At 63.9% G+C, this 22,439-nt stretch carries 19 protein-coding genes; 11 read left to right on the forward strand and 8 right to left on the reverse strand.

From position 1 onward, the window contains the following. Positions 1-299 precede the first annotated feature (299 nt). Positions 300-824 carry a hypothetical protein gene (locus L4923_RS23480; RefSeq protein ID WP_239369548.1) on the reverse strand — a complete coding sequence of 175 codons (525 nt, stop codon included), beginning with the start codon at positions 822-824 and terminating at the stop codon, positions 300-302. On the opposite strand from L4923_RS23480, the gene L4923_RS23485 reads away from it, so the two are divergent. After that, positions 775-1,779 carry an Lnb N-terminal periplasmic domain-containing protein gene (locus L4923_RS23485; protein ID WP_239369524.1) on the forward strand — a complete coding sequence of 335 codons (1,005 nt, stop codon included), beginning with the start codon at positions 775-777 and terminating at the stop codon, positions 1,777-1,779. The two genes, L4923_RS23480 and L4923_RS23485, sit on opposite strands and share 50 nt — an antisense overlap. A 123-nt stretch (positions 1,780-1,902) precedes the next feature. Here the strand turns inward: L4923_RS23485 and L4923_RS23490 are convergent, their stop codons facing one another. Beyond that, positions 1,903-2,331: a hypothetical protein gene (locus tag L4923_RS23490; protein ID WP_239369525.1), complete on the reverse strand. Its 429-nt coding sequence runs from the start codon at positions 2,329-2,331 to the stop codon at positions 1,903-1,905. Between the two features lie 107 nt (positions 2,332-2,438). Between L4923_RS23490 and L4923_RS23495 the strand changes: the two genes are divergently transcribed. From L4923_RS23495 to L4923_RS23520, 6 genes are all read left to right on the forward strand, one after another. Then, entirely contained in the window at positions 2,439-3,053 is a 615-nt protein-coding gene (locus L4923_RS23495) for a TetR/AcrR family transcriptional regulator (protein WP_239369526.1), read from the forward strand. A gap of 518 nt (positions 3,054-3,571) precedes the next feature. After that, positions 3,572-3,901 carry a BLUF domain-containing protein gene (locus tag L4923_RS23500; RefSeq protein ID WP_239369527.1) on the forward strand — a complete coding sequence of 110 codons (330 nt, stop codon included), beginning with the start codon at positions 3,572-3,574 and terminating at the stop codon, positions 3,899-3,901. A 206-nt stretch (positions 3,902-4,107) separates the two neighbouring features. Continuing rightward, the gene (locus L4923_RS23505) at positions 4,108-4,626 is read left to right on the forward strand and encodes a hypothetical protein (protein ID WP_239369528.1); all 519 of its coding nucleotides are present in this window, start codon (positions 4,108-4,110) and stop codon (positions 4,624-4,626) included. A 73-nt stretch (positions 4,627-4,699) separates the two neighbouring features. After that, on the forward strand, positions 4,700-5,074 hold the full coding sequence (locus tag L4923_RS23510) for a nuclear transport factor 2 family protein (RefSeq protein ID WP_239369529.1): 375 nt from the start codon (positions 4,700-4,702) through the stop codon (positions 5,072-5,074). A 164-nt stretch (positions 5,075-5,238) separates the two neighbouring features. Then, on the forward strand, positions 5,239-5,439 hold the full coding sequence (locus tag L4923_RS23515) for a hypothetical protein (RefSeq protein ID WP_239369530.1): 201 nt from the start codon (positions 5,239-5,241) through the stop codon (positions 5,437-5,439). 10 nt (positions 5,440-5,449) lie between these two features. After that, a complete protein-coding gene (locus L4923_RS23520; protein ID WP_239369531.1) occupies positions 5,450-5,689 on the forward strand; it encodes a hypothetical protein in 240 nt (79 codons plus the stop codon). Positions 5,690-5,784: 95 nt separating this feature from the next. On the opposite strand, the gene L4923_RS23525 is transcribed toward L4923_RS23520, so the two are convergent. Continuing rightward, a complete protein-coding gene (locus L4923_RS23525; RefSeq protein ID WP_239369532.1) occupies positions 5,785-6,588 on the reverse strand; it encodes an AraC family transcriptional regulator in 804 nt (267 codons plus the stop codon). A 109-nt stretch (positions 6,589-6,697) separates the two neighbouring features. Between L4923_RS23525 and L4923_RS23530 the strand changes: the two genes are divergently transcribed. Continuing rightward, the gene (locus L4923_RS23530; protein ID WP_239369533.1) at positions 6,698-7,591 is read left to right on the forward strand and encodes an NAD(P)H-binding protein; all 894 of its coding nucleotides are present in this window, start codon (positions 6,698-6,700) and stop codon (positions 7,589-7,591) included. An 84-nt stretch (positions 7,592-7,675) separates the two neighbouring features. Here L4923_RS23530 and L4923_RS23535 read toward each other — a convergent pair whose 3' ends face one another. From L4923_RS23535 to L4923_RS23545, 3 genes are all read right to left on the reverse strand, one after another. Beyond that, complete coding sequence (locus tag L4923_RS23535) at positions 7,676-7,888, reverse strand: hypothetical protein (RefSeq protein ID WP_239369534.1); 213 nt, start codon at positions 7,886-7,888, stop codon at positions 7,676-7,678. A gap of 220 nt (positions 7,889-8,108) precedes the next feature. Next, positions 8,109-9,395, reverse strand: a complete 1,287-nt coding sequence (locus L4923_RS23540) for an NAD(P)/FAD-dependent oxidoreductase (protein WP_239369535.1) — start codon at positions 9,393-9,395, stop codon at positions 8,109-8,111. 2 nt (positions 9,396-9,397) lie between these two features. Further along, on the reverse strand, positions 9,398-10,756 hold the full coding sequence (locus L4923_RS23545; RefSeq protein WP_239369536.1) for a glutamine synthetase family protein: 1,359 nt from the start codon (positions 10,754-10,756) through the stop codon (positions 9,398-9,400). Positions 10,757-11,065: 309 nt separating this feature from the next. Between L4923_RS23545 and L4923_RS23550 the strand changes: the two genes are divergently transcribed. Further along, entirely contained in the window at positions 11,066-13,144 is a 2,079-nt protein-coding gene (locus L4923_RS23550) for an ATP-dependent helicase (protein WP_239369546.1), read from the forward strand. Between the two features lie 134 nt (positions 13,145-13,278). Here the strand turns inward: L4923_RS23550 and L4923_RS23555 are convergent, their stop codons facing one another. After that, positions 13,279-13,623 carry a hypothetical protein gene (locus L4923_RS23555; RefSeq protein WP_239369537.1) on the reverse strand — a complete coding sequence of 115 codons (345 nt, stop codon included), beginning with the start codon at positions 13,621-13,623 and terminating at the stop codon, positions 13,279-13,281. Between the two features lie 345 nt (positions 13,624-13,968). Here L4923_RS23555 and L4923_RS23560 point away from each other — a divergent pair, with 345 nt between their 5' ends. Both L4923_RS23560 and L4923_RS23565 read left to right on the forward strand, forming a co-directional pair. After that, entirely contained in the window at positions 13,969-15,369 is a 1,401-nt protein-coding gene (locus L4923_RS23560) for a sensor histidine kinase (protein ID WP_239369547.1), read from the forward strand. Positions 15,370-15,471: 102 nt separating this feature from the next. Beyond that, positions 15,472-15,915 (forward strand): PPC domain-containing DNA-binding protein, encoded by a 444-nt coding sequence (locus tag L4923_RS23565; protein ID WP_239369538.1) that lies wholly within the window; start codon positions 15,472-15,474, stop codon positions 15,913-15,915. A 62-nt stretch (positions 15,916-15,977) separates the two neighbouring features. Here L4923_RS23565 and L4923_RS23570 read toward each other — a convergent pair whose 3' ends face one another. Next, entirely contained in the window at positions 15,978-22,400 is a 6,423-nt protein-coding gene (locus L4923_RS23570) for an autotransporter domain-containing protein (protein ID WP_239369539.1), read from the reverse strand. Between the last annotated feature and the right edge of the window lie 39 nt (positions 22,401-22,439).

Genomic DNA, 22,439 nt, shown 5'->3' on the forward strand with positions numbered 1-22,439 from the left:
ATCACTCGCCCCTCCCATGAAGATGCTGCATCGGGCAGCTGTGCCTGCCCGCCTAGGCGGGGTTCTGGGTGGGTCTAGGGAGATGGATCGACGGCGAGCTGCCTCGCCCTGAAAGCACGCCGGGCAAGCCTCCGGCCTTCGATACCTCTAGCGGCATCGCTACCTCCCATTTGATGTTTCGCGGTTTTCCGCGATTTCTTTACTTGGGAGTTAAATTTCCTGAAGGCGATGAGCTTGTCAATGAGATTTTCGAAAATCGTTGATTGTTCGACAATCATACCGAGTCAGCGAAAAGCGCTTCACGTCCGCAGTTCACCGGCGGCTGGCGGGCAAGCCTCAGCGATCGAAGCCTCCAGACCAGCAACAGCGCTCGCGAAATCTGAAAATTCCGTCAGCTCCATCGGGAAGTAGTGGTAGTTTCCCGACGCGATGCCTGCGAGCACGACGTGGTGTTTACCCTGGCCATCGCGCTTCAGCCGCAAGATAGTACACAGCGCCCATTTATGATCGGCGTGTCGAGCTGTCGGACGATCGTCCCTGTGGTTACGACCTTCAGAGCTCGAAAAAACGTCGAGAAAAAGCCCATTTTTTTGTGCCCCGCCGTTGGAGCCAGCACTGTCCCACCATGCCAAACGGCTGTCCAGATAAGTCCTCGACAAGCGCCTGCAAAGGAACCCTTGGCTCGAAGGTTCGCTCGATAACTTGATTTCTCGGCCCTGCTCGTCAACCTGCGACCGTCCGGCTACCCAGTCGGAGATGATTCCCGGAGTTCCGATGCGTCGTGCCGGCTTTTTTATCCTGATCGCCGTCCTGTTGCTGGCCATCGCCCTGGCGAGCCTCTGGACCGCTCTCGCTTTCTTTTACCGGCTGCCGCTGCCGGAGACCGGACGCATCGCGGTTGCGGCACTTTTTGCCCTGTTCGGCCTGGCGATGCTGATCGCCCTGTTCACGCGCCTGCGGTGGCGCGCCACGGGCGTCTTTGCCGTTGTATTTGCCGGTGTGCTGGTCTGGTGGGCGAGCATCGCGCCGCCGCGCGACGGCGACTTCGTGCCCGAAGACGCCCGGCAGGTGACCGGCGTCATCGAAGGCGATCGGCTGACGCTGAGCAATATGCGCAACTTCACCTGGCGCAGCAAAACCGAATTCGACGAAAGCTGGGAGAAGCGCAGCTACGACCTGTCGAAGCTAAAGACCGTCGACCTGTTCATGTCCTACTGGGCCGGCCCCGAAATGGCGCACACCATCGTCAGCTTCGGTTTCGAGGGCGGCGAACAGATCGCCTGGTCGATCGAGGCGCGCTATCGGCTGGGCGGCGAATATTCGCCGGTCGCCGACGCCTTCAAGACCGACACACTGATCATCATCGCGGCCGACGAGCGCGACCTGATCGGCCTGCGCACCAATGTGCGCGGCGAGGACGTGCACCTCTACCGGCTGAACGTACCGGCCAACCACGCGCGGGCCTTCCTGGCCGGCTACGTCGCCGACGCCAATGCGCTGGCCGCCGAGCCGCAGTTCTACAATTCGATCACCACCAATTGCACGACGGCGATCCTGCGCATCCTGCGGCTGGTCGGGGCGAGCGTGCCCACCGACTGGCGCCTGCTCGTCAACGGCTACCTGGCAGGCTACCTCTACGACCAGAAACGCGTCGACACCCGGCTGCCGCTCGAGGAACTGATCGAGCGCTCCCGCATCAGCGAGCGCGCGAAGGTCTTCGGGGTCGGGCCGGGCTTTTCCGAAGAGATCCGGCGCGGTCTGCCGGATCCGAACAAGTAGGCGTTAGCGCCAGCCTTTCCACATCGGCGGGAAAATCTCCGCTCCCAAATGGGACATTGCGCGACTATTCCGAGCGTTTACCATCCGTGCCGAGGGAACCTCGAGGGCCGGATCTGAAGCAGCCTACAATTCCGGCTTCACCACCATCACCGCGGCAATCAGCGCAAACACCGCGATCATAGCGATGCGGCCGATGCGGGCGCGCCTGTCGCGGGCAAATTGCCTGAGCTCGGTGGGCGAGCCGGCCAGCGCGGAGCGGGCCCGGGCCTGCCAGGGTTCGACAAAGCTGCGGCCGATGCCGATCACGGCGGCGATGAGAAGGAACGACAGCACCAGCCACGGCGTCAGCAGCGGCCAGCCGCCGACATAGACGAGGACAAGACCGGCAAGCAGGCCGAGCTTGATGAGGATATCCGCCAAACGGCTGGCGAAAAGCGCCGCCCGCACCGGCGCCCGGCTGGCCGGTATCAGCAGGAATTCACTGGCCACGAACAGCGCAATCGATGCGCTCATCGCGAAAGCATGGACCGTGAGGGTACTTCCGTAGAGCATCTTTCCTCTCGTCTTCGGTGCAGGTGCTTGAGTTGGCCGCATGAATATGTGACGAATCCCTCACATTTTGTATTCGCATTCCAGTCCTCGAAGCTGCGTCAGGCCAAATGGATGTAAATCCACGGAAAATTCCACGCCAGGCTCGCGCCCGCGCCACCGTGGAGGCTATTCTCGGAGCCGGCGCTCAGCTTTTGGCCGAGCACGGATTTGAAAGCCTGACCACGGCGCGGGTGGCCGAGCGCGCCGGCGTGAGCATCGGTTCGCTCTACCAGTACTTCCCGAACAAGCAGGCGCTGGCGGCCGCGCTGATCGATCATTACGGCGAAGCGCTGGCCGCCGCCTTCCGCCAACGATGGCGGGGCCACGAAACGCTGGCCGGGGCGGTGGACGCCATGGTCGGTGCGGCACTCGTCTCACACCCGCATGGGCCCGAACTGCACAGGGCGTTGAACGAACTTGCCCCGCGCGTCGGCCGCGCGGAGAAAAACAAGGGGATCAGCGCCAGGATTGCCGGCATCGTCACAATGGTGCTGGAACAGCATCGGCACGAGATAGCAGCCGACCTCAACCTTGCCGATGCGGCGGCGCTGATCGAAACCGTCCTCGAGACGGTCAGTCACCGCGCCATCGAGCACCATCCCGTCACGCCCGACAGCGCAAGCATGGCCAGCCACTGCCGAAGGCTGATCATGGCCTATCTCACGAACCCCGCGCCACGGTAAAGCGTGGCAGCGCGTCACTTCATCTGCCGTTTTTCCAGCGCATTGACGAGGTGCATCATCATCCCGGCGCCGGGTGCCGCTTAGGCCGGCGCAATGGCATTCAATCCTCGAAGCGCCGGCCGCCTGCTTCCACCAAACCAATGATGTTTGGCCGCCCCCGGGGTGATATCCTGTTTCAGGTGCCGGAGTGCCCCCACTTTCCGGCGCTTAGGCCGGCGCATCCCCCGTCCCTCTGGCGCGCGCCGGCCGCTCCATGGAGCAATCCCAGGAGAAGCGTGTAACGTTTTCCTGGGATTGCCTCCGCTAAAGCGTTGGAACGTTTCCCGTTTCTGCATATTCCGGGAACCCTTGACGGGTGCCGTTGTTAAGGTGGTGCTGATGGACCTCTCCATCGGCGATCCGGGCCGGTCCGATGTGCCGGCAATCATGTCGGGCCGGTTCGCTTTCCCTGGATACGGTTGAAAAGGTTGCACGGCAGTGGAGCAGGCCTATATCGGAAGTGCAACGAGGACACCGGTTTGACCGAAAATCTCATACGACTGACCTACGTCTCGACCTTTCAACCCGACATCACCGACACCAATATCGACGACCTCGTCGCCAAGGCTGCGAGCTTCAACCAGGCCCAGGGCATAACCGGCGTTCTCGCGATCGACAAAGACCGCGTCTGTCAGATCCTCGAAGGACCAAAAGACCATGTCGAGCGGCTGTTCAGATCGATCCAGAGCGATCGGCGCCACCACACCGTGACCGAGATCGACACGCGGCCGATCGATACGAAAAGCTTCGAGGCATGGGGCATGGTTCGTCGCGACATGATCGATATCGTCATCCATGCCCTCGCCTAGGCGGGGCGGGCATCAAGCGAAAAAAGCCGCCGGTCGAGCAACGCGCCGACCATGGTGCAAATCTCCCGACAGACCGCTGTCAGCAAGGCTGTGCGACATTAGAGCGTTCCGGAAACTTGGAACGCTCCAACCCCTTATTCTCACGCAATTCGAAGCGACCGCTGCACACTGGAATTGCGTTCGTTCCCTCGGAGGAAACGAAAGGCATGGCCATGACCCCATTTCTCACCGCCCTCACCTGCGAAAGCCCGCCGGCCGATCGGGCAAAAGACATGGCACTCTACGGATGGCTGATCGGAAGCTGGGAGATGGACACGCTCCGCCATCTCAACGACGGGACGACCGAGAGATCGACCGGAGAAATCCATTTCGCCTGGGTGCTCGAAGGTCGCGCCATCCAGGATCTCTGGATCCGGCCCAGGCGCCCTGCCCCGTCGACCATGTATGGCACCACCTTGCGCATCTTCGATACCGCGATCGATGGCTGGCACATCATCTGGAGCGACCCTGTGAACCAGGATTATTCGCGCCAGATCGGACGGGCCGAGGGCAATGACATCGTGCAGATCGGCGAAGATTCGCGCGGCCTGAAAACGCGGTGGCGCTTCACCGAGATCACGCCGGACAGCTTCCACTGGATCGGCGAGGAACGCGCGTCCGACAGTGACCCCTGGCAGGTCACCTACGAACATTTCGCGCAACGCACCGGCCTGGTCCAAGGGTGAGACGGATGAGGCCATTGAACGCTTTTTTCCCATCGCGATACTTCCCGCGCGGAACCGATGGAGATGCGCGGACATGGACTGGAATGCGTTTGCCGAACGCTGGTGCGCCGACTGGAATTCGCACGATCTCGATCGCGTTCTGGAGCATTTCGCCGACGACGTCGTCTTCACCTCACCGATAGCGGCAAGCCTGCTGCCCGAAACCGGCGGCAGGCTGGCCGGCAAGGCGGCGCTGCGCGTCTATTGGGAAGAAGGCCTGCGCCGCATCCCCGACCTTCATTTCACCATCGAGCGCATCTTCGGCGGCATCGACACGCTGGTCATCCAGTACCGCAACCAGAAGGGCGCCAGCGTGAGCGAGGTGCTGCGCTTCGAAAACGGCAAGGTCGTGCGCGGCGACGGCACCTACGCGGTCGGGGCCGACAATCCGGCCGGGATCCGGAGTTAGCCGCTCCCAACAAGCGCCCAATGCGCTGTCGTGGGTTCTGTCATCGAAGCCGTGGCCGGCTGCGGTGTCTTCTCTCGGACTGATTCCCGACTGGGAAATGTTCCGGAACTTTTGCCAGCGCGACGGGTTGGCGAAAGAAGGCACCGCAACGACAGGAGGCGGCCATGAGCAATCTTCACCGCAAGACTTCCCGGCCCACAGACAAGGATCTGAGTGAAAATCCGGGCATCGGAACCTCGAAGGGCACCAGCAAGGCCGGGGACGAGGCGCTGGATGGCGACAACACGTTCGAGGGCGATGTCGAAAACGATGTGACGCGCCAGGGCGGCGTAGACCCGCGTCAGACCGGACGCACCAACCGATAGGAGCGAGACCATGGCTGGCAAGAACACGCATGAGCAACAGTTGCGCATCATCGAAAAGCGCGTGGACACGAGCAATGCCGGCGACGATTTCGACGCCACCGAAGAACTGCGCCGCTCGAAACAGGAGCGGCAGGCACGGCAGGACGGAGCGAGCCTTCCACGGCAGCGCGACCTGACCGACAAGGACGACCGCAGCATGATCCGCGGCGAAAACCAGGAGAGTGCGCACCACAAGCGCGGCGGCCGGTAAGCGCCAGCTGTCACAGCTTCCCTAAACGGATCTGGCTAACCCGTCGGGCCGCACCGGCATCTCTGACCGGGTGCCAGGTCAACGGCATCGCATGCTCAGGACCGCCTGCGCTTCAAGCCGCGCGGTGTCTCACCGGTTTGCCGGCGCATCCAATGGGCAAGGTGCGACTGATGGGCAAAGCCGGTCCGGTGTGCGACTTCGCTGATGCTGAAGTCGCTTTCCAGCAGCAGCCGTCGCGCCCGTTCGACCCGGCGGCTGAGCACGTAGTGGTGGACCGTCAGGCCTGTCGCGGCCTTGAACCAGGTCCTCAGATGCGAATTGCTGACCCCTGCCACCCTGCTCAGGGTCTCCAGGGAAAGCGGCGTTTCGATCCCGGCTTCGATGAAGTCGAAGACACGCTGCAACTGGGCTTCAGACAACCGGCCGGGCCGATCGGGTTCCGACGTCTCAAGTCCCAGCAGGCGAACCGCCATCGCAACACCGATCGAGTCCGCAAACAGCGAGCCGCCTGGTGAACCCGCCCGGAAATCGCTCTCCAGCGCGCGCGCCAGATGCTCGATGCGAGCGTCGCGCAGAAGATGACGCGTTTCAAGACGCCTGAAGCGTCCAGGCTCAAGCTCTGCCGAAACCCTGTCGAGCAGCGCGGAAGAGAGGCTGAGCTCCACCGTGTCGAACCCGGTCTCCGCCTCGAACCCACCCTCTTCGCCCGCCGGCACCAGGTCGATATCGCCGGCACGCCGCACGAAATAGCGTCCGACCTGTCCGCAATAAGAACGCGTCGCGGCACTTGCATGGATGAGGACGCGGTGCCGATCCGCCCGGCGTAAGTGAAAACCGCCGGCCTCGACCTGCAAGGCGGAGATCGTGACGGCCGCGGCCGGGGCAGACGAGGGATGCATCAACTGTCTCACCTTTGGCGGAACGTGCTGAAGATTTGGCGATTGCCGCGCGATTTTCAATGCAATGCCCATTACCTGCGCAGGCATCGCAACGATCGAAAGAACAGACATGAGCGGCTATGTGGTTGTCGGCGCAGGACCGGTGGGCAGGGAGACGGCGCGGCTGGCGGCGCTGGATGGGCATGAGGTGGTGCTGACGAGCCGCAGCGTGAGCCGGCTCGATCTGGAACATGTGCGCACGGTCCAGGCCGATGCGACCGACGCGGCGGCGCTGGCCAGGATCAGCCAGGGCGCGGATGCGATCTTCATGTGCGCGATGGCGCCTTATGATCGGTGGCCGACCGATTTCTTCCCGATCATGGATGGCGTGACACGCGCAGCCGAAATCGTCGGCGCCAAACTCGTTGTCCTCGGCAATGTCTACGGCTATGGCGCGAATGCCAGCGGTCCGCTTCGCGCCGACCAGCCCCTGGATCCGACCTCGCGCAAGGGCGCGGTGCGAACCATCATGTGGCAGCGGGCCCTGCGTGCCGCGGTGCCGGCTCTTGAGGTGCGTGCCAGCGATTATCTGGGGCACGGCGCCGTCACCTATTTTTCGATTCTCGCGCTGCCGGCACTGCTGGAGTCCAGGCCGATTTCGTTCCTGCGCGATCTCGACGCCAGCCACGCCTGGACCTTTCCCAGGGACGTTGCGAGAACCCTGGTGGCCGCCGCCGCGTGGCCTGGTGAATGGGGCCGTGCATTCCATGTGCCCGCGCAGCATATTTCGCCACGGGAACTCATGCGGAAGGCGGCGGCGATGCTCGGCAAGCCCGTTCCCGAGATCGGCACCTACTCGCATGCCGAAATGGAAGCGCTCGGCATGCATGAACTGGTTGAGATGAGCTACCTTTTCGAAAGCCCGCTGCTCGTCGATTCCGCGGATACCGAGGCGATGCTCGGCGTGAAGGCGCAGAGCATCGATGCCATGATCGCCGACGCGCTTCGCGATCACCTTCCGTGACCGGAGCGTTCGGGCAAAAAAGGCAAGCCTTCCGGCTCTTTGTTCCGCACGGACGCAACCGCTATACGTGGCGGCGCATCTGCCCTAGTTGCTGAAGGTGGAGGATGTTGCGCCCATCGCGGCGTTGAGAAGCATGGCGACACGCCATGGCTTCTCCGCCAGGGTGATGCGCGTGCGGATGGAACCCGCGACGTGCTCGACCTGCGCCCTGCCGTCGAGCTGACGGATTTCGATGACCTTGGCCGGATCCAGTTCGACGACGGTGCCGTCCGCTGCTTTCAGCTGCACCCGCGACATTGAGCAAGTCCTCGTTGGAGCAGACAGGGTAGCGCAGCTGTATCCGACGAGGAAGTCAATCCGCCGGGTATGATCGCAGCATGATAGAAAAAACGTCCAGGAATACCGTTCCTGCGAGCATGAGAATCCATACCCTTGGGGAAAGGAAGAATTTGGACCGTCTCCCGTCCGATAGGCGGAGGGGGTGCGCCTCGGCGAAAAATGCCCAGGCGCACCGTCATCAATGCTTCAGCCGGTCGCGCATGGCGTACCAGAGCATGCCGAGCACATAGAGCGGTCCGCGCAGCGCGGACCCGCCCGGGAACGGCATCGGGTTCAGCCCCTCGAACAGCGCGAAGCGGCTGGTCTCGCCGGACATTGCCTCGACCAGCAGCTTTCCGGCGAGCGTCGACAGGATGACGCCCATGCCGGAATAGCCATGCGCGAAATAGACCTCGCCGTCGCGGCCGACATGCGGAAAGCGCGACGTGGTCACCGACACCAGCCCGCCCCAGGCATAGTCGATCCGGCGGCCCTTGAGCTGCGGGAAGGTCTGCTCCATGTGGGGGCGCACGAAGGCCTGGATGTCGGCGGGTGGACGCGGCGTGTAGCGCTCGCCGCCGCCGAACAGCAGGCGCCCGTCGGCCGAGAGCCTGTAGTAGTTGACGACGAAGCGCGAGTCCGAGACGGCAGCGTTGCTGGGGATGATCTCGGCGGCATCGGCCAGCGGCTCGGTTGCGACGATATAGTTGCCGATCGGCATGATGCGGCTCTCCACGCGCTTGTCGATGCCGGCGAGCAGAGCGTCGCCGGCAAGCACGGCATGGCGGGCCCGCACTGCGCCTTGTGGTGTCTCCACCCGGATGCCGCCACGTCGGTCGAGCCGCAGCGCCGGCGTACCCTCATGGATCGTCACCCCTGCTTCCACGGCCGCGCGCGCCAGCCCCAGCGTATAGTTGAGCGGATGCATGTGACCGCCCAGCGCGTCGAAGAACGCGCCTTTATAGGGCGAGGCGACCGCGTCCAAAGCGTCAGTGGCGGACAGCATGCGCGCATGCGGATAGTCCATCACCGTGGCCAGGCATTCGACCTCGCGCTCGAACCAGGCTGCGTCGCCATCGCTGACGGCGCAGACCAGATGGCCGGTCTTTCTGAGGTCGCAGTCGATGGCGTGGCGCTCGATCATCTCCAGCACCAGCCCCCAGGCGGAGAAGGCGAGATCGAACAGTGCCTTGGCGCGTTCACGGCCGTAGAGCGCGACGAGCTCCAGCGGTCCCTTGCGCAGGCCGACGATCATCTGCCCGCCATTGCGCCCGGAGGCGCCCCAGCCGATGCGGCCGCCTTCCAGCAGCACCACCTTCAGGCCGCGTTCAGCTGCGTGCAACGCGGCAGAGAGACCGGTGCAGCCGCCGCCGACCACGACGAGGTCGGCATCGACCTCGCCGATGAGCGGTGCGTGATGCGGCGCCGGACTGGCCGTCGCCGCATAATAGGACCGTTCCATATCGAGTCCGGAGTTGAAGCCCATGATCACACCCTCCCGAAGAGGTGATCACGCTCCCAGGCGGTGATGACGCCCTGGAAGTTGTCCAGCTCGACCTGCTTCAGCCGCAGGAAGGCGTTGGTGAAGCGATGGCCGAGCAGCCGGCGCACCGGTTCGCAACCGTCGAGGCGCGCCAGCGCATCCTCCAGCGTGCGCGGCAGATCGGGCTTGATCGTGTAGGCATTGGCCGGCGCTTCCGCCCGCCGTGCCAGCCCCTCCTCGATGCCGAGATAACCGCACAGCAGCGACCCGGCCATGGCGAGATAGGGATTGGCGTCGGCGCCGGGCAGCCGGTTCTCGACACGCCGGCCGATGCGTTTCGAACCCGGCACGCGCAGGCCGCAGGTGCGGTTGTCACGCGCCCATTCGACATTGTTCGGCGCGCTGAACCCAGGCTTCAGCCGGCGGAACGAATTCACATTGGGCGCAAACAGCGGCATGGCCTGCGGCACATAGGTCTGCAGCCCGCCGATGAACTGCGAGAACAGCGTGGTGTCGCCGTCGTCTTCGTCGGCGAACAAATTGAGGCCAGTCTCGGCATCGACCACCGACATGTGCAGGTGCATCGAGCTGCTCGCCTGTTCGGCGATCGGCTTGGCCATGAAGGTGGCAGCCAGCCCGTGCTCGCGCGCCGCCTGCCGCACCAGCCGCTTGAACAGCAGCACCTGGTCGGCGAGCCGCAGCGGGTCGCCATGCTTGAAGTTGATCTCGAGCTGGCCGGCGCCGGTTTCGTGGATCATCGTGTCGAGCGGCAGCGACATGATTTTCGCCTGCCGGTAGATCTCGTCGATGACCAGCTGGAACTCGCCGAGCGCTTCCAGGTCGTAGGGCGCGGCCGAAGTCTCGGCGCGGCCCGAAACACCGATGGGCGCGCCGGGCGGCAGGGTCGGGTCCGGGTTCGGCGCGGTGAGGAAGAATTCCAGTTCCGGCGCCATCACCGGCCGCCAGCCGCGCGCGGTATAGAGTGCGATCACCGATTTCAGCACCTGCCGCGGCGACGATGGCCACGGCGTACCGTCCTGGGCAAAGGCATCGCAGAAGACATAAGCTCTTGCCGGGGCCTGGCCGGGCCGGGTTCCCACCGCCAGGCAGAGGCTGGCAAGGTCGGGCTGGAGCCGCATGTCGGCATCCTGGTAGGCGCTTTCGTCGTCTATGGCGCCTGTGTATTGGCCGGTCACCGCCACCATGAAGGCGCTGTTCGGCAGCATGATCGCGGCGTCGTCGGGTGCCGCCAGAAGTTTCGGTGCAGGCACGATCTTGCCGCGCAACACACCATTCATGTCAGGTACCAGGCACTCGACTTCCGAGATCGCCTGTTGTTCGAGCCAGTTCGCCGTATCAGTCATATCCCACCACTTCTATGCGCCAGTCAGAAATCTTGTCCGAGATTGCGAGCAGGTCGGTGGGCAGAGGACCGGAGCGTGGGCGCAGGTTGTCGAAGTGCATTGTCGTTCTCCTGTTTGAGACATGCCGTGACCGGCAGCGCGGAACCGCGCCCTGGTTTGTTGCCATGCCTGTCATACAGGCCGCAAGCCACCGCCCCGGGGCACTTCTGATCCAGGCGCGGGGCGAACGGCATGCCAGAGCCGACGGGGATCAAAGCTCAGGAGATGAAGCCGATTGCGAACGAAACAGAAACGATGCTTCATGCCCCGATGAACATCGCCGTCCGTGATTCGCTCGAGCAGCCTGCCTATCTGTCGAAACTGAACGACGGGCAAAGGGCGGCGGTCCTGCACGGCGACGGTGCGGTTTGCGGCCCGCTTCTCATCATCGCGGGCGCGGGATCCGGCAAGACGAACACGCTTGCCCATCGCGTCGCCCATCTCATCGTCCGCGGCGCCGATCCTAGGCGCATCCTTTTGATGACATTCTCGCGCCGCGCCGCCACCGAGATGACGAAGCGCGTCGAGCGGATCGCCGCCGAAGTGATGAAGGACAAGGCCGCAAGCCTGATGGAAGGCCTGACCTGGGCCGGCACCTTCCACTCCATCGGGGCAAGACTGCTGCGGGACTATGCGCTGGAGATCGGGCTGGAGCCGAGCTTCACCATCCATGATCGCGAGGATTCCGCCGACCTGATGAACCTGGTCAGGCACGAACTCGGTTTTTCGGAGACCGAGAACCGCTTTCCGACGAAGGGGACATGTCTTTCGATCTACTCGCGTGCCGTCAATTCGCAGGACGCGCTCGAAAAGGTCGTCGGCGACAATTTCCCGTGGTGTGTCGGCTGGGCCGAGGAGCTGAAGCGCCTGTTCGGCGCCTATGTCGAAGCCAAGCAGCGGCAGAACATCCTCGACTATGACGACCTGCTGCTCTACTGGGCGCAGATGGCTGGCGAGGCCGAGATCGCCGCGCATCTGGCCTCGCGCTTCGATCACATCCTCGTCGACGAATACCAGGATACCAACCGGCTCCAGGCATCGATCCTGACGGCGATCAAACCGGGCGGCGAGGGCCTGACTGTGGTGGGCGACGATGCCCAATCCATCTATTCGTTCCGCGCCGCGGAAGTGCGCAATATCCTCGACTTCCCGGCCCTTTTCCCCTCGCCGGCCGAAATCGTGACGCTCGATCGCAACTATCGCTCGACCGATGCGATCCTGAATGCCGCCAATGCCGTCATCGGCGAGGCCAGCGAACGCTTCACCAAGAACCTTTGGACCGAACGCTGCTCGCTCGAAAAGCCAGCGATCGTGACCGTTCGCGACGAGGCCGAACAGGCAAGCTATATCTGCGACGAGGTGCTGAAGGAGCGCGAGACGGGCACGCCGCTGAAACAGCAGTCGGTGCTGTTTCGGGCGTCCCACCATTCGGGTCCGCTCGAGGTCGAGCTGACCCGGCGCAACATCCCCTTCGTCAAGTTCGGCGGGCTGAAATTCCTCGACGCCGCCCACGTCAAGGACGTGCTGGCCGTGCTGCGGTTCGTGCAGAATCCGCGCGACCGCATCTCCGGCTTCCGTGTCATGCAGCTGTTGCCGGGGATCGGGCCTGCCGCGGCATCCCAGGCGATCGACAGTATGGAAACCTCGCTCGACCTCGAGATGGGCCTCGCCCGTTTCGCACCGCCGGCCCGTGCCGCCAGGGACTGGCCGCAATTCGTCGAGCTGTTCTGCGATCTGCGCCGCAGCCCCGGCTGGCCGGCGGAGATGGAGCGGGCACGGCTGTGGTACGAACCCCATCTCGAGCGCAACCACGAGGACGCGACGGTGCGCCGGGCGGACCTGCTGCAGCTGGAGCAGATCGCCTCGGGCTATCCGTCGCGCGACCGCTTCCTGACCGAGCTGACGCTGGACCCGCCCAGCGCCACCAGCGACGAAGCCGGGCCGCCGCATCTCGACGAGGATTATCTGATCCTTTCGACGATCCACTCGGCCAAGGGCCAGGAATGGACCAAGGTGTTCGTCCTCAACGTCGTGGACGGCTGCATCCCGATCGACCTGAGCGCCGGCGAACGCAAGGAACTGGAGGAGGAGCGCCGGCTGCTCTATGTCGCGATGACGCGGGCGAAGGATTCCCTTCACCTGGTCACGCCGCAGCGCTTCTACACATCCGGCCAGGCCGCGCGCGGCGACAGGCATGTCTATGCCTCCAGGACGCGCTTCATCCCCTCGCACATCCTGCAGCATTTCCACCTGACCTCCTGGGCCAGCAAGGCGCTTCGCGACGACCAGTCGGCGCGGCCGCGCGCCAGCGTCGACCTCAAGGGCAAGATGCGTTCGATGTGGAAATGAGGCGCCGGCAGGTAGCCGTGACAACCCATGAAGCCCGTCAGCCTCGACCTCGCAAGGGAGCGAAGCGACCGGAGAATGTCAGGTATCATCCCGGAACGCAGGCAATGCCGGCCCAGCGTCGTCAAATCCGACCGCTATGCCTTCCACATCGCTGAACGCAGAAGCGCCTGCATGTGCTGCGGCAGGTCGAGTTCGCCTCGCGCTTCGATCTGCAACAGATAGCTCGCCTTGGCCATGCGATCGTCTTCCGTGACCGAAGGATGGGCGCAGATCGCCAGAAGCGTCTCTTCTTCGGTTCGGCAGGCTTTTTCGAAGGCGCTGCCATGACTGCCGGTTTCCTCGACAGTTCTGCCAAGTGCGGCATATGCCGACCTATGGGCCTCTATCAGAGCCGCCAATTCGGTGCCCCGGCGCGGAGCGTCAAGTGCCATGGCTTCGACGGTGGTTGCGACGACGACGCTACCGGATTGCAGAAGCAAGGCGCGGCGATTGATCCTGGACGTGGTGACTTCTCCTCTGGCCAGTGTTGGAACGGGTGCACCATAACACGATGGATTGTCCATTCCTGTCAGGAGCGATCGCGGCTGCAGCCTGCGACCAGCCAGCTTGATGCGCTGCCGGCCTCTGGAGCGATCTAGGCAGTGGGGCCGCACGTGATCCGGCGCTTCTTCGCCCCCGCAGCAAGGGTGCGCCGAGCACGACAGCCTCGTCCCTGTGAAAAGGCCATTGCACGCCGTGATGCGCTCCCACGAATGTGCTAATGCATCTCGGCAAATGATTTGGAGACGGCGTTGGATATCGACACCTTGCCTGCGACGCCGGACATGGCGGAACTCATCCGCAGCTATGACTGGGCAGGCACCAGCCTGGGTTCCCAGGCTGAATGGCCGTCCTGCCTCCGGCTCGCGGTCGATCTCATGCTGCCCTCCACCGCCCAGATCGTGATGTTCTGGGGACCGGAGTTCATAGCCCTCTACAACGATGCCTACGCGCCGACGATCGGAGCCAAGCATCCTCGAGCGCTTGGCAGGCCTGCCCGCGAAAACTGGTCGGAACTCTGGGACGACCTGGAGCCGCTGCTGCAGCGCGTCCTTCAGCACGGCGAAACCGTGTCGGCGAAAGACCGGCCCTTTTACATCGAGAGGCATGGCCATCCCGAGAACGTGTTCTTCGACATTTCCTATTCGCCCGTTCGCGACGAGGCCGGGTTGGTACGGGGCGTTTTATGCATCGTGAGCGAAACAACCGAGCGTGTGCGTGCCCAGGAAACGCTTCAGCGGCTGGCCGCGATCATCGAATCGTCCGATGACGCGATCTTGAGCATCGACCTCGATGCCAGGATAACGAGCTGGAATGAAGGCGCGGAGCGGCTCTATGGCTTTTCAGCCGAGGACATCGTCGGCCAATCGGTGACGGTCCTTTTGCCCAAGGACCGGTCGGAAGAAGAACACGCCATACTTTCCCGTATCCGCCGCGGGGAACGGGTGGACCCCTACGAAACCCTGCGCGTTCACAAAAGCGGCGCGAACATCGACGTGTCTCTTACGGTCTCGCCCATTCGAGACGCCGCCGGGCACATTGTCGGGGCATCGAAAATCGCAAGGGACATCCGGGGCAGGAAGGAAGCGGAACGGCTTCAACGCCTGCTCATGAACGAATTGAAGCACCGGGTGAAAAACGTGCTGGCAACCGTTCGGGCAATCGCCACAAAGACTTTCCGGGGCGAAGTGCATGCGCTGGCGAGAGCTGCGTTCGATGCCCGTCTCCTCGCACTGGCCAAGGCGCACGACCTGCTGACCGCGGAACGGTGGAGCGGAGCAGAGCTGTCCGCTCTCGTTGCCGAGGTCCTGTCTCCCTACGACGTGGCCAATTTCGAAATCAGCGGTCCGCAACTGCGGTTGCCCTCCGAAGTGGTGCTGCCGTTCTCACTGGCTTTGCATGAGCTCGCGACGAACGCGGCCAAATATGGTGCCTTGTCCGTTCCCTCCGGGCGAGTGGATATCCGTTGGGACGTCATCGGAGGCGAAAGCCCGCGTCTCACCATGTCCTGGACAGAACGAGGCGGTCCGGTCGTGGCGACGCCACGCCGAATGGGCTTCGGATCCCGATTGATCGAATTGTTGTCCACGCAGATGAACGGTGAGGTTCGGATAAATTACCCACCGACGGGCGTCGTGTGCGAAATCAGTGCTCCCTTCCAGGGCGATTTGATCTCGGAGAGGTAAGCACCCAAACCGGGATATGGAAGTCGTCCGGCCCGCCTGCCGGTCGGAACTTGCCGCCGGGTTTGGAGTTAGCCTCGAAGACGGCAAAGTCTGCGAGGTGACATGAAATCGAAACTGCTTAGCGAGACGTCAGGGCAGCGAACCTTCGTTGTCGTGCTTGATCCCGGCGAAGAGGCCATCACGGCGCTGTCCGATTTCGCCAGCGAAAAGGGAATCACGGCCGCCTCGGTGACGGCGATCGGCGCCTTTGAGAAGGCCGTCGTCGGTTGGTTCGATTTCGGCTCGAAGTCCTATCGCAGGATTGCGGTCGCGGAACAAAGCGAGGTGCTGAGCGCGATCGGCGATATCGCCGTGGCCGACGGCGGCAAGCCTGGCCTGCACATACACGCCGTGCTGGGACTGAGCGACGGACAGACCCGCGGCGGTCACCTCATGGAAGGAACCGTGCGTCCGACGCTGGAGGTGATGGTCGTGGAATCTCCCGGCTATATGCGCCGAACCAAGCGCGAGGACCTCGGCATCGCTCTCATCGATCTCGAAGCCTAGCCGGAGGACAGCCTTACGAGGACAGCGGCGCCAGCGCGAGCCCTGGCCGCTAGGCTATTCCCTCAGAACTTCACACTGAAGTCCGCCCTGACGCCATGGTCGCTGGCGCCGGAGCCGAGCTGGCCCTGGTAGGAAACGCCGAGCGTTGCCCTGGGCGCGATGGCGAAGTCGAGGCCGGCTTCCAGCGTGGCGGCATCCTTGGCGATCGGGGCACCGGCGATCTGGAAGATGCTGGAGCCGGTGAAGGCCTGGCTGACCGTCGGGGTGATGTCGCCGAAGCCGTGCCGCCAGCCGATCATGCCGCGCGCGGTCGCCTTGATCGTGCCGAGGTCGAAGTCGGTCGAGGCACGCATGCCCAGCGTGGTGAAGGTCACATCGTTGGAGCCGCTTTCGACAGTGAGTGCCGACGCCCCGCCCTGCTCGGTGAAGCCGTTGGTGTGGACATTGACATAAGCGAGATTGGCGAAGGGTTCGAGAGCGATGCTGCCCGCCTTGATGCCATAGCCGAGTTCGCCGAACACCTGCGTGGTGCCGGCACGGTAATCGCCGGTCAGGCTGTCGGCGAAGCCGGGGAAAGCAACCTGGCGGCCGCTGTCGATCTCGCTCCATGTGTAGGCAAGGCCGGAGCGGAAGGCGAGCGCACCCCACTGAGTGCCGCCATAGATGCCGAGATGATAGTTGTCGGTGGAGGCCGATGAGCGCCTGTCATCGACCTTCAGCGAAGAATGGCTGTAGCCGGCGAGGAAGCCGAGGCGGACGTCATCGACAATCATTCCATCGATGCCGGTGACAAAGCCGCCGACCGAGCGCGACAGCTTCGCGGCATTGCCGTCGCTGTCGAAGCGGCCCCAGGAGCCGAACACCGAGCCCCAGGCGCCATAACGTTCGGACGGCACGGCGGCCGTGGTCAGGTCCCTGGCATCGTCGCCATAAGCCATCAAGGGCACGGCACCGACCGTTTCGAAAGCGGAACGAAGCCGGTCGTTCATGGCCTCGCGTATGAAGCGGCTGTCTTCGAGCAGCGCTGTCACCGTCGAAGCGTTCATCTCGCCCGACAGGCCGTCGAAGGCGGCGCGCGCCTCGTCGGCCGACAGCGGCAGCAGCTTGTTGTAGAGCGCCAGCGACTGGCCGCTCTGCTGCAGCGTATCGAGCGCGCCTGCCGTCTGCTTGCGATTGTAAGTATCGGCGACCGTCACGAACACCGGCTTCTCCCCGGGTTCTTCCGGTTTCGAGCCCTTGATCGCGATCTTGAGATCGACGGCATTGGCGCTTTGCAAAAGCGACGCATCGAGGAAGGCCGAGCGTGACAGCACCGCCGGGTCGAAGCCGCCGGTGACGCCACCGGCCGCCGTCAGGATCGTGTAGGTCTGACCGGCCTGGTAGCTGGTCTGGGCATCCAGTGCCGTCACGGCCACCTCGCCACCGCTGAGCGTCGCCTTGCCGGTGGCGGCGATGCGGTCGCTGGTGCCATTGCCGGCGATCTCGACCTCATAGGTCGAGCCTGCGGCAAGCGACACATCGCCCGTTACATTCAACGTGCCGATCGAATTGCCCGGCCCAACCGTCGCGCCGCTTTCCGTCACAAGGCCGCCCAGCGTGCCGATACCGCCGAGCGATGTCCCCGACTTCAACGTCACGGTGCTTGCCAGGCTGGCGCCCGGATGCGTGCTGTCGCCAACCACCAGCCTGCCGCCATAGACGATGGTCGTACCGGTGTAGGTGTTGGCGCCGTTCAGCACGAGCGTGCCGGTGTTGTATTTCGAGAGCCTGCCGGTGCCGCTGATCGGCAGATCGAGCGTGACGCTGTCGGTGAAATTGGCCTGGATGCGTCCGTTGTTGGTGATGGAGGGCGCAACCAGAGATCCGGACAGGCCGCCGCTGCCGAGGGAAAGCAGCGAGCCCTGTTCGATCACGACCGGCTGGGACGCAATCACCGAGCCGCCATTGGCGATGAACAGCTGGCCGGGCAAGGAGTCGCCGCAGGCGCAGGGCGGCAGGCCGACCAGCAGGTTCACCGTCGTCAACTTTGACCCCGCCCCCGTCACCATCACCGTCGACGGACCGAGGCCGGTGGACGTCGGGTCCGCGGCGATGACCGTCGTGGCCGTAGCGTCGCCCGTCAGATTGACGACGCCGCCCTTCGTCACCGTCAGATTGCCGGTGCCGCCGCCGAACATGTTGCCGATACCGAGGAAGGTCGAGACATTCCAAGTCGAGCCCGTTCCGGTGACGACGGCATTCGCCGCTTCGAACGGGTTCTCGATGAGCGCGCCGCCAAGGCTATCCATCACGGCGCCATTCTGGATCGTCAAGGCCGCAGCGTTTGCCATCGACCCGACAAAGGTCAAGCCGGAGGCGGTGGCCTTGGTGTCGGCGCCGTCGAGGAGCATGACACCGCCGACCAACAGATTGTCGGTGGTGAGCTTCGCGCCGGCCAGCATGTTGAGCGAGCCGCCGGCTTCGACACCCGGCAGCGCGCTGACCATGTTCGTACCGCCTGCCGCGTTGAAGGACGCGTTCGGGCCGAACAGAGTGAGTGTCGCATCGGGGCTGACATAGAGGTCGCCGCCTATGTCGCTGGCGCCGCGCAGCGTCAGGTCGCCCTGGTCGATTTCCAGCGAGCCGGCGCCCGTGATCTGGCCGCTGAAGTCGCTGCTGGCGGGACCGTTGAAGCCGATGAACAGAACCGTATCGTTGTCGGCGGTGCCGATATTGACGACGCCGCCCTGACCGGATGGCCCGTCGGACAAGCCCTTGACGTCGGCATGGACGCCATCGGCGATTTCGAGCCTCGCGCCCTGGTCCACGAAGGCGTGGCTGTCGGCCGACAGCGCGCTGCCGGTTGCGGCGACCAGCGTGCCGCTCTCGACCACGGTATCGCCGCTGAAGCTGTTGTTGCCCGTCAAAGTGACGGTGCCTGTTCCGGTCTGCGTCAGCCCGCCGGTGCCGGAAATGTCATTGGCGAAGGTGACGCTGTCGCTGCGGTCGAAGGCCAGCACGCCGTTATTGATCACGTTGCCGGCGCCGATCGAACCGGTGTTGCCGCCATCGCCCAATTGCAGGATGCCGCCCAGGATCGAGGTCGTTCCGGTATAGGTGTTGGCTGCCGTGAGGATCAGTGTACCGCTGCCGGTCTTGGCGAAGTCGGTGGCGGTCGTTCCATTGACCAGGACGCTGTCGACAAAAGCCGTGACGCCGCCGTCGACCGCGATAGTGCCTGTCGTACCCGAAGCCGGCTTGAAGGCCAGGCTGCCGCCGGTAAGGCGATAGCCGCCGGTGGTGAACTGCAGCGTGTCGAAATTCTGCGTGCCGGCAACGGTGACCGTACCGCCAAAGCCGGCGAATACGCCCACCGACTGCATCCATGGCGTGTTCACCGCGCCATTCACATCCGTCCAATTGAAGCTTGCGGTATCCCAGGTGCCGGTGCCACCTTCGACGACATTGGGCGTAGCACTGCTGCCGTCCCAGAACTGGATGTTCTGACCGGCGCCGAGAGCGATCATGTAGACTTCGCCCGGAATGTCGAAACCTATCGAATGGCCCGCCAGGGTGAAGCCTGCATTGGTCGAGGTCACCGTCTCGCTGTCGAAGGCGCTGCCCGGCGTCAGCGTGCCATATTCGAAGAGCCGGTAGTAGCCGGCCGAAGCCACCTCGGCTTCCAGATTGCCGGCGAGCGCCAGGTTGCCGCCGACTTGAACAAGGTCGTTGGTGGCGCCACCGACAACATTGGGCGTGCCGAATTCGAACTTCGAGGTCGAGCCGGCATCGAGCGTCAGGTCCCCGGCGATCGTCAGTGTGCCGGGGCTGGCGCCGGCGGAAAGCGTGCCGTTGGCCTGAATCGCCACGTCGCCATGGATCATGCCGTTGCCTTGCAGCGTGCCGCCCCCGGCGACATTCACCTGCGCGGTGTCGTTGACCGTGTCGCCGAATACCCCGTCGACGCGCAGGATGCCCTGGTTGACCGTCGCCGTGCCGGTGAACGGACTGCCGACACTCGAACCGGAGAGGATCAGCGTGCCGCTGCCGGTCTTGGTCAGGCCGCCGCTGCCGGTGATCACGCCGGAAAAAGTGGTGCTGGCATTGTTTCCGCCGACTGTCAGGGTCTGTGCGCCGAGATCGACGGTGCCCGCGCCGGCCAGCGAGCCGATCGTCTCGTCGTCGCTCTCCAGGCCGGTAAAAATAGGAGCAAGTGAAGGATCGACAAGCGACAGCTTTGCGCCGGCGGCGACCGTTACGGCCGAGCCGTCGCTGATCGAGTCCCTGCCTGCGCCGACGGCGAACAGCGTGCCGCCCAGGATCTGGGTGGCACCGTCGTAACTGTTGTTGCCGGCAAGGACCTGCCTGAAATTGCCATCCTTCACGATGCCGCCGCTGCCGGTGATGGAGCCCCAATAGAGGGCCGCCGCACTTGTGGTGCTGCCCAGTGTCAAGTCTGCCCCGTTCAGTTCCACGGTTGCGGTGGCGTCGCCGATGGAGCCGGACAGCGTCGCGACCCTTTCGTCGTTCAGCACGCGAAAGGTGCTGCCGGTGAGGACGAGCACCGAAGAATTGTCGCCGACCGCGCTGCCGCCCTGGGCGACCAGCGTGCCGCCCGCAATGCGCGTGCCGCCGCTATAGCTGTTGCTGCCGGAGAGGGTCAGCGTGCCGGCGCCGTTCTTTTCGATTTGGCCGGTGCCGCTGAGATTGGCCGACACCGAGCCGGCGCGAAGCTCGAAGACGCCCGTGGAGGATAGTCCGCCACCCTGGATGGAGCCGGCGTCGAGGAGCACGCCGCCATTCTGGGTCTGATTGGTGCCGCCGAGATCGAGCGTGGCGCCGCTGACCGTGGTCCGAGCCGAGGCCGCGCCGAGCGTTGCGACAGGACCGGAAAGCTCCAATATGCCTCCCGCGACCGTGGTGCCGCCGGCATAGCTGTTGGCACCGGTCAGGGTCAACGTGCCTGTTCCGGCTTTGACGAGGGCGCCTGCGCCAGAGACGATGCCGGAATAGGTCGTTGTCGTATTGTTGCCGCCCGTCGTCAGCGTCGCGGCATTCAAGGAAATATTGCCGCTGCCGGCCAGGGAACCGATCGTCTCCGAATTCTGGAGGTTCAGCCGCCCCGGCGCACTGAGGATCACCGCGCCGGCATCGGGGATGGCGGACCCGTTGTTGAGCTGCAAAACGCCGTTGTTGACTGTCGTCGCTCCAGTATAGGTGCTCACCCCGGCAAGGGCGAAACCGCCCGTTCCGTCCTTGGTGATGCCGCCCGTGCCAAGCGTGACATTGCCAACGCTGGTGTTGCCGGCGCCGCCAACCGTCAGATTGGTCCCAACGCCCGTGATCGTGCTCAAAAACAGCTGATCGGCATCCGAATTGATCCGGGTGTTCGAACCCAGAGTGATCGCGCCGTTATATCTGTTGTCCCCTGCGACGTTGCGCAGCGCGCCACCGTTCAAGGAACCGGTTCCATTGAGCGTCAACGCATTGGTGACGGTAATCAGGCTGCCGCTTTGCATCTCCAGCCCAGCGCCGTTGCTGACGACGACGGTGCTGGTGCCGAACGCTGCACCGTTCTGGACGTTGAGCACACCGCCACTGACCGCCGTGGTACCATTGTAGGTGTTGGCACCCGACAATATCAGGCGGCCGCCGCCGGTTTTCGCCAACGATCCGCCTGTGCCAGAGATCGCCCCGGCGAAGCTCATGTCGAGCGCAGGTCCTCCGACCGCCAGCGTATTCGCGCCGAGATTGACCGTCGTCGTGGCATCCGGACTGTCGAGCGTAACGAGGGTAATCGTTCCCGCATTGTGGCTGGAAAGATCGAGCGACGCGGTATCGAAAAGCGAGATCTGTGCATTTGCGCCTCGCGAGTCACCCTGGAATGAGACGATCGTCGCATTGCTCGCAGCAATGTCTGCAAACAACGCTGAAGAATTGGCACCGAAGGTGACGGTTCCACCGTTCGCAGTGATGCTGGCGAAACCGGCAGTTGTGAGGTCCCAGAAACCGAGCTGGCCGGTCGTCAGGATCGTGGCCGTGCCTGCATCAGCCATGCCGAAAAAGCCGACCGCACTCGAACTGTTGATCGATGCATCGCCGGCGGAACTGTTGTTCTGGAAATACAAGGCTGCACCCGGCAGAACATTGATCGCTGCCGTCTGGGCGGAGCCACCGCGTATTTGCATGCTTCCGAGGGAGATGTTGAACGTGGCGCTGGATCCGTTCTCGATGTCCAGGCCCGACCCGATGTCGAAGATATTGGTGCCACCGGTTTTGTCGAAGACGTAGGACTGGGCGCCCCAAACGCGGAGCGTGCCGATGTCAAAATTACCGACCTGATCCAGGGTGACCGTCGTGTTGGCGCCGCCCAACGGCCCGAAGGTGGCGATCGATCCGGTGCCTTCTGCCGGCACTCCACCGACCCAGTTGGCGCTCGAGCTGTAGTTGCTGTTTCCGGCCAACCCGTTCCATACCGCGTCCGCGGCGAGCGCAGCGGGCGCCAACAGCGCGCCGGCGAGCGCGGTTCCGCAAAGCAGGAGGGC

Origin of the sequence: Terribium retamae, assembly GCF_022347545.1 — a bacterium.
In the GTDB taxonomy this organism is placed as follows: Bacteria; Pseudomonadota; Alphaproteobacteria; order Rhizobiales; family Rhizobiaceae; genus Mesorhizobium; species Mesorhizobium retamae.